The sequence below is a fragment of the Mesorhizobium sp. WSM4821 genome, assembly GCF_055901555.1.
In genome coordinates this window covers 1,612,535-1,627,584 of the sequence record NZ_CM148371.1, presented here as the reverse complement: position 1 = coordinate 1,627,584, position 15,050 = coordinate 1,612,535, and the positions used below count along the sequence as shown (strand labels likewise).

Here is a 15,050-nt window from a genome sequence, read left to right as displayed (position 1 = left end):
TATTCCCTACCCACTACTGACTACTCCCTATTCCCTAAATTAAGCCGCTTCGGCCGCCAGGCGCTGTGCCTTCTCGACCGCTTCTTCGATGCCGCCGACCATGTAGAAGGCTGCTTCCGGCAGATGATCGTAGTCGCCGTTGCAGAGGCCCTTGAAGCCCTTGATGGTGTCGGCGAGGTCGACCAGCTTGCCCGGCGAGCCGGTGAACACTTCGGCGACGAAGAACGGCTGCGACAGGAAGCGCTCGATCTTGCGCGCGCGGGCGACAGTCTGTTTGTCTTCCTCGCTGAGCTCGTCCATGCCCAGGATGGCGATGATGTCCTGCAGCGACTTGTAGCGCTGGAGGATCGACTGCACCTGGCGAGCGACCTGGTAGTGCTCTTCGCCGACGACCATCGGGTCGAGCATGCGCGAGGTCGAATCGAGCGGGTCGACGGCCGGGTAGATGCCCTTTTCCGAGATCGCCCGGTTAAGCACGGTCGTCGCATCGAGGTGGGCGAAGGAGGTCGCCGGCGCCGGGTCGGTCAAATCGTCGGCCGGTACGTAGATCGCCTGCACCGAGGTGATCGAACCCTTGGTCGTCGTCGTGATGCGCTCCTGCAGAGCGCCCATGTCGGTGGCCAGCGTGGGCTGGTAGCCCACGGCCGAGGGAATACGTCCGAGCAGCGCCGACACTTCGGAGCCCGCCTGCGTGAAGCGGAAGATGTTGTCGACGAAGAACAGCACGTCCTGGCCCTGATCGCGGAAATATTCGGCAACCGTCAGGCCGGTCAGGCCGACGCGGGCGCGCGCGCCCGGCGGCTCGTTCATCTGGCCATAGACGAGCGCCGCCTTGGATCCTTCGCCGCCGCCCTTCTTGTTGACGCCGGACTCGATGAACTCATGATAGAGGTCGTTGCCTTCGCGGGTGCGCTCGCCGACGCCGGCAAACACCGAGAAGCCGCCATGCGCCTTGGCGACGTTGTTGATCAGTTCCTGGATCAGCACCGTCTTGCCGACGCCGGCGCCGCCGAACAGGCCGATCTTGCCGCCGCGGGCATAGGGCGCAAGCAGGTCGAGAACCTTGATGCCGGTGACGAGGATCTGCGCTTCCGTCGACTGCTCGACATAGGTAGGAGCCGGCTGGTGGATGGAGCGCATCTCGATGCCGTCGACCGGGCCTGCCTCGTCGACCGGCTCGCCGATGACGTTGATGATGCGGCCGAGCATGCCCGGGCCGACCGGCACGGTGATCGGCGCGCCGGTGTCATAAACCTCCTGGCCGCGAACCAGACCTTCGGTCGAGTCCATGGCGATGCAGCGCACGGTATTCTCGCCGAGATGCTGGGCCACCTCGAGCACGAGGCGATTGCCGACGTTCGACGTTTCCAGCGCGTTCAGGATCGCCGGCAGATGTTCGCCGAACTGCACGTCGACAACGGCGCCGATGACCTGGCGAACCTTGCCGGCCAAGCCAGTCTTCTTGATGGCAACGGGCGGCGCCTTCGCCGCGGCGGCCTTGGCGGGCGCGGCCGCCTTCTTAGCCGGAGCGGCCTTTGCTGCCGCTGCCGGAGCCTTTGCCGGTGCTGCCGCCTTCGCGGCGGTCTTCGGGGCCGCCTTCTGGGGGGTCGCTGCTTTCGCCATCGTCTTTGCCCTTTTCGTCTCTTTGTTTCTCACGCGATCCGCTGAAGGTCGGCGACCTTCGTGGGAAACGCTAGAGCGCCTCGGCGCCCGAAATGATTTCGATCAATTCCTTGGTGATCTGCGCCTGCCGCTGGCGGTTGTAGGTGATCGACAATTTGTTGATCATGTCGCCGGCGTTGCGCGTCGCATTGTCCATGGCGCTCATCTTGGCGCCCATCTCGCCGGCCGCGTTTTCGAGCAGCGCACGGAAGACCTGTACGGAGATGTTGCGCGGAATGAGGTCGGAGAGGATTTCGCCCGGCTCCGGCTCGTATTCATAGACGGCATTGCCACCGTCCGTCACTGCAACGGGAGCGGAAGCCACGCCTGCAGGAATGATCTGCTGTGTCGTCGGGATCTGGCTGATCACCGACTTGAACTGAGAGTAAAACAGCGTGCAGATGTCGAAGCCGCCCTCGTCGAAGAGCTGGATGACCTTCTTGGCAATGGCATCGGCATTGACGAAGCCCAGCGTCTTCACCTCGCGCAAGTCGACGCGGTCGATGATCAGCTCCGCATAGTCGCGGCGCAGGATGTCGAACCCCTTCTTGCCGACGCAGATGATCTTGACCTTCTTGCCGGCGGCCAAAAGCTTGCGGATGTGGTCGCGGGCAAGGCGTGCGATCTGCGAGTTGAAGCCGCCGCACAGGCCACGTTCCGCGGTGCAGACGACGAGCAGATGCACGTCGTCCTTGCCGGTACCGGTCATCAGCGCCGGGGCATCGCCGCCGTCGCCGATCGCCTGGGTGATGTTGGCCAGCACCGCACCCATGCGCTCCGAATAGGGGCGCGCGGCTTCCGCCGCCTCCTGCGCACGGCGCAGCTTCGCCGCGGCGACCATCTGCATCGCCTTGGTGATCTTCTGCGTCGCCTTGACCGAGGCGATACGGTTACGAAGGTCTTTTAACGAAGCCATGCTTCAAACCTGATCCCGTCTGGCTTCGTTCAAGCGAAGGTCTTGGCGAAGGTGTCGATCTCCGCCTTCAGCTTGGCGCGCAGATCGTCCGACAGTGCCTTCTCCTTGCGGATGCCGTCGAGCACGTCCTTGCCGGCCGAACGCATGTGGCTGAGCAAGCCATGCTCGAACTTGCCGACCTGGTCGATTGCCAGCTTGTCGAGATAGCCGTTGACGCCGGCGAAGATCACCGCGACCTGCTCCTCGACCTTGAGCGGCGAGAACTGCGGCTGCTTCAGGAGCTCGGTCAGGCGCGCGCCGCGGTTGAGCAAGCGCTGCGTGGCGGCGTCGAGGTCGGAGCCGAACTGGGCGAAGGCCGCCATTTCACGGTACTGCGCGAGCTCGCCCTTGATCGAGCCGGCGACCTGCTTCATCGCCTTGATCTGCGCCGAGGAGCCGACGCGCGATACCGACAGGCCGACATTGACCGCCGGGCGGACGCCCTGGAAGAACAGATTGGTTTCCAGGAAGATCTGGCCATCGGTGATGGAGATGACGTTGGTCGGGATGTAGGCCGACACGTCGTTGGCCTGGGTTTCGATGATCGGCAGCGCCGTCAGCGAACCGCCGCCATTGTCGTCATTGAGCTTGGCGGCCCGCTCCAGAAGGCGCGAATGCAGGTAGAAGACGTCGCCCGGATAAGCTTCGCGACCGGGCGGGCGGCGCAGCAGCAGCGACATCTGGCGGTAAGCGACGGCCTGCTTCGACAGATCGTCGTAGCTGATCAGCGCGTGCATGCCGTTATCGCGGAAATATTCGCCCATCGTGCAGGCGGTGAACGGCGCCAGGAACTGCATCGGCGCCGGATCGGAAGCCGTGGCGGCGATGATGATCGAATAGTCGAGCGCGCCGCGCTCTTCGAGGACCTTCACGAACTGCGCGACGGTCGAGCGCTTCTGACCGACGGCGACGTAGACGCAGTAGAGCTTTTCCTTCTCCGGGCCGTTGTCGTGCACCGATTTCTGGTTGAGCATCGTGTCGAGGATGATCGCGGTCTTGCCGGTCTGGCGGTCGCCGATGACCAGCTCGCGCTGGCCGCGGCCGACCGGGATCAGCGCATCGATGGCCTTGAGGCCGGTCGACATCGGTTCGTTCACCGATTTGCGCGGAATGATGCCGGGCGCCTTGACGTCGACGCGCTTGCGCTCGGTTGCCTGGATCGGCCCTTTGCCGTCGATCGGATTACCGAGCGCGTCGACGACGCGGCCGAGCAGACCCATGCCGACGGGCGTATCGACGATGGCGCCGGTGCGCTTGACGACGTCGCCTTCCTTGATGTCGCGGTCGGCGCCGAAGATGACGACGCCGACATTGTCGGCTTCGAGGTTGAGCGCCATGCCGCGGATGCCGCCGGGGAACTCGACCATCTCGCCGGCCTGAACATTGTCGAGGCCATAGACGCGGGCGATGCCGTCACCGACGGACAGAACCTGGCCGACTTCGGAGACCTCGGCCTCCTTGCCGAAATTCTTGATCTGGTCTTTCAGAATTGCGGAAATTTCCGCGGCGCGGATGTCCATCAGCCGACCTCTTTCAGTGCAAGCTTGAGCGAATTGAGTTTGGTTTTGAGCGACGTATCGATCTGGCGCGAGCCCATCTTGACCACCAGCCCGCCGAGCAACGACGGATCGACGGTAACGGTGATCGCGACATCCTTGCCGGCGACGCTTTTCAGCGCCGCCTTCAGCTCGGTCTGCTGAGTCGCCGTCAGCGCATGCGCCGAGGTTACCTCGGCGGCGGTCTCGCCACGATGCTCGGCGGCGATCTGGCGAAACGCCTTGATCATGCCTGGCACTGCGAACAGCCGGCGGTTCTGGGCGACGACGCGCAGGAAATTGCCGGTAAGGCCGGTAATCCCTGCCTTGTCGGCGATCGCCGCGATAGCCTTGGCCTGGTCCTCGCTGGAAAACACCGGGCTATTGATCAGACGGGTAAGGTCGGCACTGCCTTCGAGCATCGCCGCGAAACTGTTGAGGTCGGCCTCGACCTTGGCGACCGAATTTGCCTGCAGCGCGAGCTCGAACAGCGAACCCGCATAGCGTTCTGCGACACCTGAGATTGGCGATGACGATTGGGCCACGGACCGTCTTTTCTCTTGTCTGACAGGCCGCAGATTGTTGGCGCGAGCGAAAACTCTGGCTAAATCTTTGACCTTACTGCATTTTTCCAAGCACGGAGGCGCGGCTTCCGCTATCCCCGGCCGAAAGTCGATTGCCGTCTAGCACAGGCATTTTAAGACCGCAATGCGTCGTCCTGCATGGTTTTAGGCACTATTGTCGCATCCGGCGGTGCGGCTCGACCGCCGGATGCGAATTAGCCTTCGATTCAAGCCACAAAGCCGAAGACGAAGGCGAGCGGCAAGGCGGCCAGCACCAGTTCCATCACGAAGAAAGCCCAGTTGAAAGGCGTGTTGGCGCTATCCGACATCATAGACAGCAGCCGGCCGAAGGCGGTGAACAGCCAGGAAAAGCCAAGCGCCATGTAGAGAAGCGGTTGCGCCAGCAGGATGCAGCACAGGCCGACACCGAGATAGAAGCCCGACATCCTGCCGCGACCTTCTGCGATCGCCGCGGTCTTCTCGGGCTTGACCTGCAGCCGCAGGATCCGGAAGGCCAGCACCGGCGCCAGGAACAGCAGCAGGCCGAACAGCAAGGTCACGACGGCGCTCGACCATGCCAGCCACTCGCCCTGGCTCATCGGCCATGGAAACGCAAACTCCATCTTGTCCCCTCGTAAACGGCTGTTTCGAAATTTCGGACATTCTAGCGAAGGAAAGCCCTCGCGCCAGATGGCGGCCGGCACTTTAGGAAAACGCGTTTCAAGAGAGCGCGAAGTCGACCGCCGCTTCGGCATGAATGAGCGTCGTGTCGAACACCGGAATGTCGAAATCCGGATGGCCGATGAGCATGGTGATCTCGGTGCAACCCATGATGACGCTGTCGATCTTTTGATCGCGCCGCATGCGAACGATTTCATCGATGTAGGCCGCCTTCGATTCGGTGCTGACGATGCCTTGGCAGAGTTCGTCATAGATCACGCGATGAACCATATCCCGCCCGGCCTGATCCGGAACCACGGGCTGAAGTCCATACTTTTCGATAAGCCTGCCCTTGTAGAAGTCCTGTTCCATGGTGAAGCGCGTCGCTAACAGCACCGGGCGGTTGACGCCGGCCTGCCTGACCGCGGCGGCCGTTGCATCGGCGATGTGGATGAGCGGGATCGACACCGCCGCCTGCACCGCGTCGGCCAGCTTGTGCATGGTGTTGGTGCAGATCACCAGCCCCTCCGCACCGGCTGCCTCAAGCTTGCATGCAGCCTCGGTAAGAAGCGCGCCGGCGCCTTGCCAGTCGCCTTCATGCTGCCGTCCGGCAATCTCGGCAAAATCGAACGACCACAGGAGCAGCTTGGCCGAATGCAGGCCGCCAAGCCGCCCGCGCACGATCTCGTTGAGCAGACGATAGTAGATGGCGGTCGATTCCCAGCTCATGCCGCCAAGAAGGCCGAGGGTTTTCATGACGGGCTGTTCCTTTCCGGTATAATTCCTATATTATGACCACATGAGACCACAAGGAGTTCGCGCATGAAGACAATGCAGCTACGAGAGGCAAAGGCGAGCTTTTCTGCGCTCGTGGAGGCGGCGGAGAATGGCCAGCCTACGATTATTACCAAGCATGGCAAACCTGCCGCGGCGGTCGTGCCGATCGCAGAGGCGCGAAAGCTTTACCCAGATCGTAACGACGATTTTATTGACTTCCTTCTCACTTACCCAGGCGGCATCGAGCTTGAACGAAATCAATCGACGCTCCGGGAATATGACTTTTGAACGGGTACCTGCTCGACACTTCCGTGCTCTCGGTACTCGCGCCTGATCGTGCAGGGCTTTCGCCTACCTTTCAGGCTTGGCTGTCACGGACCGGCAGACGCCAAACTTGGTATATTCCGGCTATAGCCGCTGCTGAAGTCCAGAAAGGCGTTGCCAAGTTGAGGCGCGCCGGCGGCGCCCAGCGAGCCGAGCGCCTTGAGCGATGGCTTGACGGCCTACTGGCTGAATTCGATGAGCAAGTCTTGTCAATAGGCTCCGCGATCGCCCGACGAGCAGGAGAAATGGAAGACGCGGCGATCGCTCGTGGGCGTAGCCTTGGCCTACCGGACATTTTGATCGCCGCAACCGCTCTTGAGCACGACCTGACAATCTTGACTGCCAACAACCGTCATTTCGACGTCCTCAAGGTCGCAAACCTCAACCCATTTGGTACAGAACCCGAAGGCTAGCTCCAAGCTCACAAGAAGCTCTGCGGGTCGATGTCGACCTGCACACGGACCGAGCCCCGTAGCTTCGGTCCCTCGGCCAGCATGGCGCGGATGAACCCTTGCATGTCGGCGCGCCGCTCGCCCTGGATCAGCAGGCGAAAACGGTGGCGTCCGCCGATCAGCGATAGCGGCGCCTCGGCCGGGCCGAGCACGAACAGGTCGGCGCCTTGGGGTGCTGCACGCCGCAGGCCGCGGGCGTGCGCTTCGGCTTCCGCTCGCGTCGCGGCGCTGACGATGACGCCGGCGAGGCGGCCGAAAGGCGGCAGCGCCGCCCGCTCGCGTTCGGCGATCTCACGCTCATAAAAAGCCTCGGCGTCGCCGGAGACGATCGCACGCATCACCGGGTGGTCGGGCTGAAAGGTCTGCAGCAGCCCGAGGCTCTTCTTGCCGGTGCGGCCGGCGCGGCCGGTCACCTGGCTGAGCAGCTGGAAGGTGCGCTCGGCGGCGCGCGGATCGCCGTTGGCAAGGCCGAGATCGGCGTCGACCACGCCAACCAGTGTCATGTTGGGGAAATTGTGGCCCTTGGCGACGAGCTGCGTGCCGATGACGATGTCGGCCTCGCCATTGGCGATGGCTTCAAGCTCGAGCCTCAGCCGCCGCACGCCGCCCATCAGGTCGGACGACAGCACGATGGTGCGGGCGTCGGGAAAATGCGCGACGACCTCCTCGGCGATGCGCTCGACACCCGGCCCGCAGGCGACCAGATGGTCGAGCGTGCCGCATTCCGGGCAGGCCTCGGGGCGGCGCTCATTATGCCCGCAATGGTGGCAGACGAGCTGGCCGCGAAAGCGGTGCTCGACCAGCCAGGCCGAGCAGACCGGGCAGCCGAAGCGGTGGCCGCAGACCCGGCACAATGTCAGCGGCGCATAGCCGCGCCGGTTGAGGAACAGCAGCGACTGCTCGTGTCTCTCCAGCGTCTGCCGCATATAGCCAAGCAGCACCGGCGACAGGAAACCGCCGCGCGCAGGCGGGGCGCGACGCATGTCGATCGTCTTCAGATCGGGAAGAGCCGCCTCGGCGAAGCGTGCCGAAAGCACTGCCCTGCTGTAGCGCCCCTGCTGGGCGTTGACCCGGCTTTCGACCGACGGCGTGGCCGAGGCGAGGACGACTGGAAAGCCGCCGATATGGCCCCGCACCACCGCCATGTCGCGCGCATTGTAGAAGACGCGATCCTCCTGCTTGTAGGCGGGGTCGTGCTCCTCGTCGACGACGATCAGCCCGAGCTCCCTGAACGGCAGGAACAGCGCCGAGCGCGCCCCGGCGACGACCCGCACTCCGCCTTCCGCCACTTGCCGCCAGACACGCTCGCGCATCCTTGGCGGCAGGTCCGAGTGCCATTCCGCCGGCTTGGCGCCGAACCGTTCCTGGAAGCGCTCGAGGAAGGCGTGGGTCAGCGCGATCTCCGGCAGCAGGATCAGCACCTGCTTGCCCCGCTCGAGCGCCGCCGCCACCGCCTCGAAATAGACCTCCGTCTTGCCCGATCCGGTCACCCCGTCGAGGAGAGTGACGCCGAATGCGCCGGCCGCGACATTGGTGCGCAGCATCTCGGCGGCATCGTTCTGGTCCGGCATCAGCGAAGGCTGGGCGTAGCCCGGATCGGGTGCTGCGACCACCGGTCGCGGCGGGATCATGACGGTCTCGAACACGCCTTGCGCTTTCAGCCCGTCGATGACGGTCGACGACACGCCGGCCGCATGCGCCAGCCCGGATCGCGTCCAGGCGAGCCCGCCTTCGGCTGTTTCCAGCACGCGCATCCTCGCACCCGTCATCCGGTCGGGTTTGGCGAAAGTACGTTGCAGCCCTTCGATCCACGGTTCGGGGTCGAAGGCCTCCGGCGCCCGCAGCAGCATGCGCGCCACCATGCCGGGCGGTGACAGAGTGTATTGCGCGATCCAGTCGACGAAACGGCGCATCGTGCGGTCGATCGGCGGGCAGTCGAAGACCTGCTCGATCGGACGCAGTTTTTTGGCATCGACCTTTTCGACGGCACCGTCCCAGACGATGCCGGCGACCTGCCGCGGACCGAGCGGCACACGCACGATCAAGCCCGGCACCACACACATGCCGGCTGGCACGGCATAGGTGTAAGGGCGTTCGGCGGGCATCGGCACCAGCACCGGCGCGGCTGCGACAAAGGGCGAATCTTCGATCATGAGGCGTGACCTTGCCCCGACTTTCGTCTAGAGCAAAGGCCGACCCCGAATGTGCATGACATGCACATGAAAATCTTCAGGAGACCCCCATGAAATTTTTTGTCGACACCGCCGATGTCAAGGAAATCCGTGAGCTGAACGATCTGGGGCTGCTCGACGGCGTCACCACCAACCCTTCGCTGATCCTCAAGTCCGGCGGCAAGATCGCCGACGTCACCAGAGAGATCTGCGACATCGTCAAGGGTCCGGTCTCGGCCGAAGTCGTCGCCACCGAATACAAGGACATGATGGCGGAGGCCAAGACCCTGGCCAGGATCGCCGACAATGTCTGTATCAAGGTGCCGCTGACGCTGGACGGCCTCAGAGCCTGCAAGGATATCCGGTCGGAAGGCCGCATGGTCAACGTCACGCTCTGCTTCTCGGCGACCCAGGCGCTGCTCGCCGCCAAGGCCGGCGCCTCGTTCATCTCGCCCTTCGTCGGCCGCATCGACGACACCGGCTGGGACGGCATGGAGCTGATCGCGGACATCCGCACCATCTACGACAATTATGATTTCCAGACCGAGATCCTGACGGCTTCGGTGCGCACCGTGAACCATGTCAAGCAGGCCGCCCTCATCGGCGCCGACGTCATCACCGCGCCGCCGGCGACGCTGAAGGCGCTGGTCAAGCATCCGCTGACCGACAAGGGCCTGGAGCAGTTCCTTGCCGACTGGGCCAAGACCGGCCAGAAGATTGGTTGAAACCCCACAAGATCGCTGAAATCAAGGCACCGCGTTCCCGAAAAAGGCCGAGCAATCGGCCTTTTTGCGTCCTGCAACCAGATCTCGGCGACATTTAGAACGTCTCGATCCAGGTCGGAAACGTTTTAACCCGCCACTGTCTTGCCGTGCTTGACCAGATCCTGGGCGATCGACAGGCGCAGCAGGTCCGCCAGTTCGCGCGCTGCGCGGTTCTCGGCGTCGATCTGCGCCCTGTAGGAGGCGAACTCCTGACGCGGCTTGTCGAACGACGACGTTATCGAGCGCTTGCCGGTCGCGATGGTCGTGCCGGTCTTGGCGTCGGTCAGCGCATAGGACGCGGTCAGTGTCACCGTGCCCGCCGTCGCCTCATTTTCATCGGTCTGGGTTCGCACGAATGCCTCGGACTCGACAAGTTCGGCGACGCCGAGATCGAGCGAATAGGCCGGCGAAGCCGGCTCGCCCGCTCCTTGACCGAGTGCGAAGATCAGATTGTTGCGGACCTGCTGGGCGTAGCGGGTCTCGACCGGCTTGATCGAGATGGATCGGAGCTCGGCGGCAGCCCCGGCTTGCGAGCCGGCGGACAGCGGCGCGCTCGAATAGAGCGGGCGCACCGTGCAGGCCGAAACCAGCGTAACGAAAGCGATCAGGCCGCAAAGCGAGGCACGGCGCAGCAAACGCGTCACTTCTGTCTTCCTCGGATCAGGCAACGACATTGACGATCCTCTGCGGAACGATGATCACCTTGCGCGGCGCCTTACCTTCGAGCGCCTTCTGCACGAAGTCGAGGGCCAGAACCGCTTTTTCGACCGCACCTTGGTCTGCGTCGCGGGCGATTGTCAAATCCCCGCGCTTCTTGCCGTTGACCTGGACCGGCAGCACGATCTCGCTGTCGACGACAAGCGACGGGTCATAGGCCGGCCAGGGCCGTTCGGCGACAAATCCTGTCCCGCCCAAGGTTGACCAGCATTCGTCAGCCAGATGCGGCATCATGGGTGCGATCATGATGACCAGCATTTCCAGTGCCTGACGCAACGCTGGAGCATTTTCCGGGTTCAGACTTCTGCCACCCAAGACATTGGCCCCGCTGAGCTCACTTTTGCTGGCCGTGAAGGCGCCGGCGGGCGCAAGCGCCTGGATAGCATTGACCAATTCATAGAGCCGCGCGATGCCTTTGTTGAAGGCGATCCTCTCAATATCCTCCGCCACCTGCTTGGCGGCACGATGGGCCATACGCGACAGTTCAAGCGCAGGACCGGAAACGCCTTGTGCAGGTGATACCCCTGCCAGCGCGGGCGCTGCCTCCGATACCTGACGCCAGACGCGCTGCACGAAGCGGTGTGCGCCCTCGACGCCAGCTTCCGTCCAAATCACGTCGCGGTCGGGCGGCGAGTCGGACAGCACGAACCAGCGTGCGGTATCAGCGCCGTAGTTTGCCAAGATATCATCGGGATCGACGACATTCTTCTTCGACTTCGACATTTTCTCGATCGCGCCGATCTCTACCGGCGTGCCGTCGCTGATCAAAGCCGCCTTTCGCTCCCCTTCGACCATGTCAACCCTGACCTCCGCCGGAGTGACATACTGGCCGCTGGCGCCGCTGCCGATACGGTAGGTCTCGTGCACAACCATGCCTTGGGTAAACAGGCCATCGAACGGCTCTTCGACCACATTGAGATGGCCGGTCGCCTTCATGGCGCGGGTGAAGAAGCGCGAATAGAGCAGGTGCAGGATCGCATGCTCGACACCGCCGATATATTGGTTGACCGGCAGCCAGCCGTTCTTGCCGTCGACCGCGGTCATCGTCGTTGGCGCAGCCTCGTTCCACGGGTCTGTGAAGCGTGCGAAATACCAGGATGAATCAACAAACGTGTCCATCGTATCGGTGTCGCGTCGCGCCGGCTTGCCACATTGCGGACAGTCGACATGCTTCCACGTCGGGTGATTGTCTAGCGGATTGCCTGGCTTGTCGAAGGACAGGTGATCCGGCAACTCAACCGGCAAATTCTCGGCGCGCACGGGCACGGCGCCGCAATCGTCGCAATAGATCACCGGGATTGGCGCGCCCCAACAACGTTGGCGCGAGACCAGCCAATCGCGCAGCCGGAACTGCACCTTGCGCTCAGCCTGCGGCCGATTGCCGATAGCGATGCCTGACAGCCTGGTCGCGACCTCATCGAATGCGGCCTGTGGCTTCATACCATCAAGGAAGCGCGAATTGATCATCACGCCGTCGTCGGTATAGGCCTCCTCAGTGATCTGGAAGGTCCTGGCGTCGGCGCCTTCCGGCATCACCACCGGAATGACCGGCAGCCCGTATTTATTGGCGAAGTCGAGATCGCGCTGATCGCCAGACGGGCAGCCGAAGATGGCACCCGTGCCATAGTCCATCAGCACGAAGTTCGCGACATAAACGGGCAGCGTCCAGCTCTCGTCAAACGGATGAACGACTCGGATGCCGGTATCAAATCCCTTCTTCTCGGCTGTCTCGATCTCGGCAGTCGCCGTACCGCCGCGCTTGATATCCTTGATGAAGGCGGCCAGCTCGGCGTTGTCTTCCGCAGCCCTTCTCGCCAGCGGATGGTCTGCCGCAATTGCCATGAACGAGGCGCCGAAAATAGTGTCGGGCCGGGTCGTGTAGACCTCAAGTTCGGGCTCGCCGGCGGGCGCCGTAGCGGCAGCCAGCGGCCAGCGTATCAGCAGGCCTTCTGAGCGGCCGATCCAGTTGGCCTGCATCAGCTTGACCTTGTCCGGCCAGCGCTCCAGCGTCGACAGGCCGTCCAGCAATTCCTGCGCCATCGAGGTAATCTTGAAGAACCATTGCGTCAGGTCGCGCTGCTCGACCAGTGCGCCGGATCGCCAGCCGCGCCCGTCGATGACCTGTTCGTTGGCGAGCACCGTCATATCGACTGGGTCCCAGTTGACCTTCGCCGATTTGCGCTCGGCCAGCCCGGCCTTCCAGAAATCCAGGAACATCTTCTGCTGGTGCTTGTAGTAGCTCGCATCGCAGGTGGCGAATTCGCGGGCCCAGTCCCAAGACAGACCCATCGACTTCAACTGGCCTTTCATCGTTTTGATATTGGCGTAGGTCCAGTCGCGTGGATTAACATTGTTGTCGCGCGCCGCGTTTTCGGCCGGCAGCCCGAAGGCATCCCAGCCTATCGGGTGCAGCACGTTGAAGCCCTTGGCCCGCTTGTAGCGCGCCACCACGTCGCCCATCGTATAGTTGCGCACATGGCCGATATGGATGCGCCCCGACGGATAGGGGAACATCTCCAGCATGTAGTATTTCGGGCGCGAGTCGTCGTTGTGCGCTTCAAACAGCTTCTTGGCGTCCCAGGCCTTCTGCCATTTGGGCTCTGACGCGCGCGGATTGTATCGTTCGGTTGCCATCGGATGTTTTTCACTTAAAAGCATGCGCTAGCCGCCGGACATGCCCGGCGGCCGAGGGAAATGTCGTCGCGGTGTTCACCATGGATTGCCGGACCCGTCAACTGCGGCGACCCGGCGGAGAGCACAAACAGATACTGGGTATGGGCATGACGAGCGCCGTCGAACAGCTTTTTGCGGTCAGAACGAAGATCGCCGCCGCCGAGCAGGCGGCCGACCGCGGGGCTGGAGCGGTCACGCTGGTCGCGGTGTCGAAGACCTTCGGGGCGGAAGATGTCCGCCCGGTCATCGAGGCCGGCCAGCGTGTCTTCGGCGAGAACCGTGTGCAGGAAGCGCAGGCCAAATGGCCGGCGCTCAAGGAAGCCTTCCCCGATATCGAGCTGCATCTGATCGGTCCGCTGCAATCGAACAAGGCGAAGGAAGCGGTCGCGCTGTTCGACGTCATCGAGACGGTCGATCGCGAGAAGATCGCGGCCGAACTCGCCAAGGAAATCGCCAGGCAAGGCCGGTCGCCAAGCCTCTACGTCCAGGTCAACACCGGCTCGGAGCCGCAAAAGGCCGGCATCCAACCGCGCGAGGCCGTCGCCTTCGTCGCCCGCTGCCGCGCGGTCCACGGCCTCGTCATCAAGGGCCTGATGTGCATTCCGCCGGCCGACGAGAATCCCGGCCCGCATTTTGCGCTGCTGGAGAAACTTGCGCGTGAGGCCGGTCTCGAAAAGCTCTCCATGGGCATGTCGGGCGATTACGAGACGGCGATCGCCTTCGGCGCAACCAGCGTCAGGGTCGGCTCGGCGATTTTCGGCAGCCGTTAGCGGACAGGCCCGACCACAGGCCTGTTGATTCCCGTTCAGCCCAGCCGGACAGTCTCGACCAAAAAGTCGAGAAAGGCCCGCACCCGAGCCGGCAAATGCTTCCCCTGCCCGACATAGACGGCGTGGGTGAGCTCCTCGTCGCCGGGGTTGAAGTCCTCCAGAAGCGGCACCAGCCGGCCGGCGGCGATGTCGGGCTCCACGTGCCAGCGCGTCAGCCGGGCGATTCCTGTCCCGGAGAGCGCCATCAGCCGCATCGCCTCGCCGTCGCTGACTAGCGCATTCCCAATCGTCGGAACAACGACGTTTCCGCCGGTTCCGTCATTGAAAAGCCAGCCGTCGATATGCCGCACGAAGCAGAAACCCATCCGATTGTGGCGTTCGAGATCGGCCGGCGTCCGCGGCGTGCCATGTGTGCCGAGATAGGATGGCGCGGCGACGACAATCGCCGGGCTTTGCCCGAGCTTGCGCGCCACCAGGCGTGATTCGCCAAGCGGCCCGGCGCGGATGGCGACATCGGCGCGCTCCTCCATCAGGTCGATGACGCTGTCGGTCAAAACCAGATCAACGGCAATTTCCGGATAGCGTTCGAGGAAGCGCGGCAGAAGGGGGATCAGCCGGTGCTGCCCGAAAGGTACGTAGCTGTTGACCCGCAGCCGCCCGCGGGGTGCGGCGCCCGCCGCCGCCTCGCGCTCGGCTGCCGCCATCTCGGCCAGGATGCGCACGCCGCTGTCGAAGAAGGCCGCCCCTTCCGGTGTCAGTTGCAGCTTTCGCGTCGAACGGCTGACGAGCCGCGCGCCAAGGCGTGCTTCCAGCCGTGCGATCAATTTGCTTACCGCCGACGGCGTCATCCGCAAGGCGCGAGCGGCGGCCGAAAAGCTGCCCGCCTCGACAACGCGGACGAACACTTCGATCTCGCCGGAGCGGTTGATGTCTGGTCTCGCCATTCGTGAATCTATTTCACAAACGATGTGCCCGGCGCAAGGCTGGTTCACAGCCCATCGCGACCCGATTTTCCGGGTCGGGGCGT

Annotated in this window: 14 protein-coding genes; 4 read left to right on the top strand and 10 right to left on the bottom strand. The window is 63.5% G+C overall.

Annotated features, from left to right (window positions below; genetic code table 11):
• Positions 1-39: 39 nt before the first annotated feature.
• From atpD to AC0NID_RS07675, 6 genes are all read right to left on the bottom strand, one after another.
• A complete protein-coding gene (atpD, locus tag AC0NID_RS07700) occupies positions 40-1,623 on the bottom strand; it encodes a F0F1 ATP synthase subunit beta (RefSeq protein ID WP_473452363.1) in 1,584 nt (527 codons plus the stop codon).
• Positions 1,624-1,693: 70 nt separating this feature from the next.
• On the bottom strand, positions 1,694-2,578 hold the full coding sequence (locus AC0NID_RS07695) for a F0F1 ATP synthase subunit gamma (protein ID WP_473452361.1): 885 nt from the start codon (positions 2,576-2,578) through the stop codon (positions 1,694-1,696).
• Positions 2,579-2,607: 29 nt separating this feature from the next.
• Entirely contained in the window at positions 2,608-4,137 is a 1,530-nt protein-coding gene (gene atpA, locus AC0NID_RS07690; RefSeq protein WP_473452359.1) for a F0F1 ATP synthase subunit alpha, read from the bottom strand.
• On the bottom strand, positions 4,137-4,697 hold the full coding sequence (locus tag AC0NID_RS07685; protein ID WP_473452357.1) for a F0F1 ATP synthase subunit delta: 561 nt from the start codon (positions 4,695-4,697) through the stop codon (positions 4,137-4,139). The genes atpA and AC0NID_RS07685 overlap by 1 nt, the downstream gene beginning before the upstream one ends.
• 245 nt (positions 4,698-4,942) lie before the next feature.
• Positions 4,943-5,338 (bottom strand): AGROH133_08824 family phage infection protein, encoded by a 396-nt coding sequence (locus tag AC0NID_RS07680; protein ID WP_473452355.1) that lies wholly within the window; start codon positions 5,336-5,338, stop codon positions 4,943-4,945.
• Between the two features lie 97 nt (positions 5,339-5,435).
• Positions 5,436-6,131, bottom strand: a complete 696-nt coding sequence (locus AC0NID_RS07675) for an aspartate/glutamate racemase family protein (protein WP_473452353.1) — start codon at positions 6,129-6,131, stop codon at positions 5,436-5,438.
• 66 nt (positions 6,132-6,197) lie between these two features.
• Between AC0NID_RS07675 and AC0NID_RS07670 the strand changes: the two genes are divergently transcribed.
• Complete coding sequence (locus AC0NID_RS07670; RefSeq protein ID WP_473452350.1) at positions 6,198-6,440, top strand: type II toxin-antitoxin system Phd/YefM family antitoxin; 243 nt, start codon at positions 6,198-6,200, stop codon at positions 6,438-6,440.
• Positions 6,437-6,889, top strand: coding sequence for a PIN domain-containing protein (locus tag AC0NID_RS07665; protein ID WP_473452348.1), 453 nt, complete (start codon positions 6,437-6,439; stop codon positions 6,887-6,889). The genes AC0NID_RS07670 and AC0NID_RS07665 overlap by 4 nt, the downstream gene beginning before the upstream one ends.
• An 8-nt stretch (positions 6,890-6,897) precedes the next feature.
• Here AC0NID_RS07665 and AC0NID_RS07660 read toward each other — a convergent pair whose 3' ends face one another.
• A complete protein-coding gene (locus AC0NID_RS07660) occupies positions 6,898-9,081 on the bottom strand; it encodes a primosomal protein N' (protein WP_473452346.1) in 2,184 nt (727 codons plus the stop codon).
• 89 nt (positions 9,082-9,170) lie between these two features.
• Between AC0NID_RS07660 and fsa the strand changes: the two genes are divergently transcribed.
• A complete protein-coding gene (fsa, locus tag AC0NID_RS07655; protein ID WP_473452344.1) occupies positions 9,171-9,824 on the top strand; it encodes a fructose-6-phosphate aldolase in 654 nt (217 codons plus the stop codon).
• A 125-nt stretch (positions 9,825-9,949) separates the two neighbouring features.
• On the opposite strand, the gene AC0NID_RS07650 is transcribed toward fsa, so the two are convergent.
• Together AC0NID_RS07650 and leuS are read right to left on the bottom strand one after the other, a co-directional pair.
• Positions 9,950-10,537, bottom strand: a complete 588-nt coding sequence (locus AC0NID_RS07650) for an LPS assembly lipoprotein LptE (protein ID WP_473452342.1) — start codon at positions 10,535-10,537, stop codon at positions 9,950-9,952.
• Positions 10,524-13,214, bottom strand: a complete 2,691-nt coding sequence (leuS, locus tag AC0NID_RS07645; protein WP_473452340.1) for a leucine--tRNA ligase — start codon at positions 13,212-13,214, stop codon at positions 10,524-10,526. Before leuS ends, AC0NID_RS07650 begins: the two co-directional genes overlap by 14 nt.
• A gap of 146 nt (positions 13,215-13,360) precedes the next feature.
• Between leuS and AC0NID_RS07640 the strand changes: the two genes are divergently transcribed.
• Complete coding sequence (locus AC0NID_RS07640; RefSeq protein ID WP_473452338.1) at positions 13,361-14,023, top strand: YggS family pyridoxal phosphate-dependent enzyme; 663 nt, start codon at positions 13,361-13,363, stop codon at positions 14,021-14,023.
• A gap of 35 nt (positions 14,024-14,058) precedes the next feature.
• Here the strand turns inward: AC0NID_RS07640 and AC0NID_RS07635 are convergent, their stop codons facing one another.
• Positions 14,059-14,967 carry a LysR family transcriptional regulator gene (locus AC0NID_RS07635; protein ID WP_473452335.1) on the bottom strand — a complete coding sequence of 303 codons (909 nt, stop codon included), beginning with the start codon at positions 14,965-14,967 and terminating at the stop codon, positions 14,059-14,061.
• Positions 14,968-15,050: the final 83 nt, after the last annotated feature.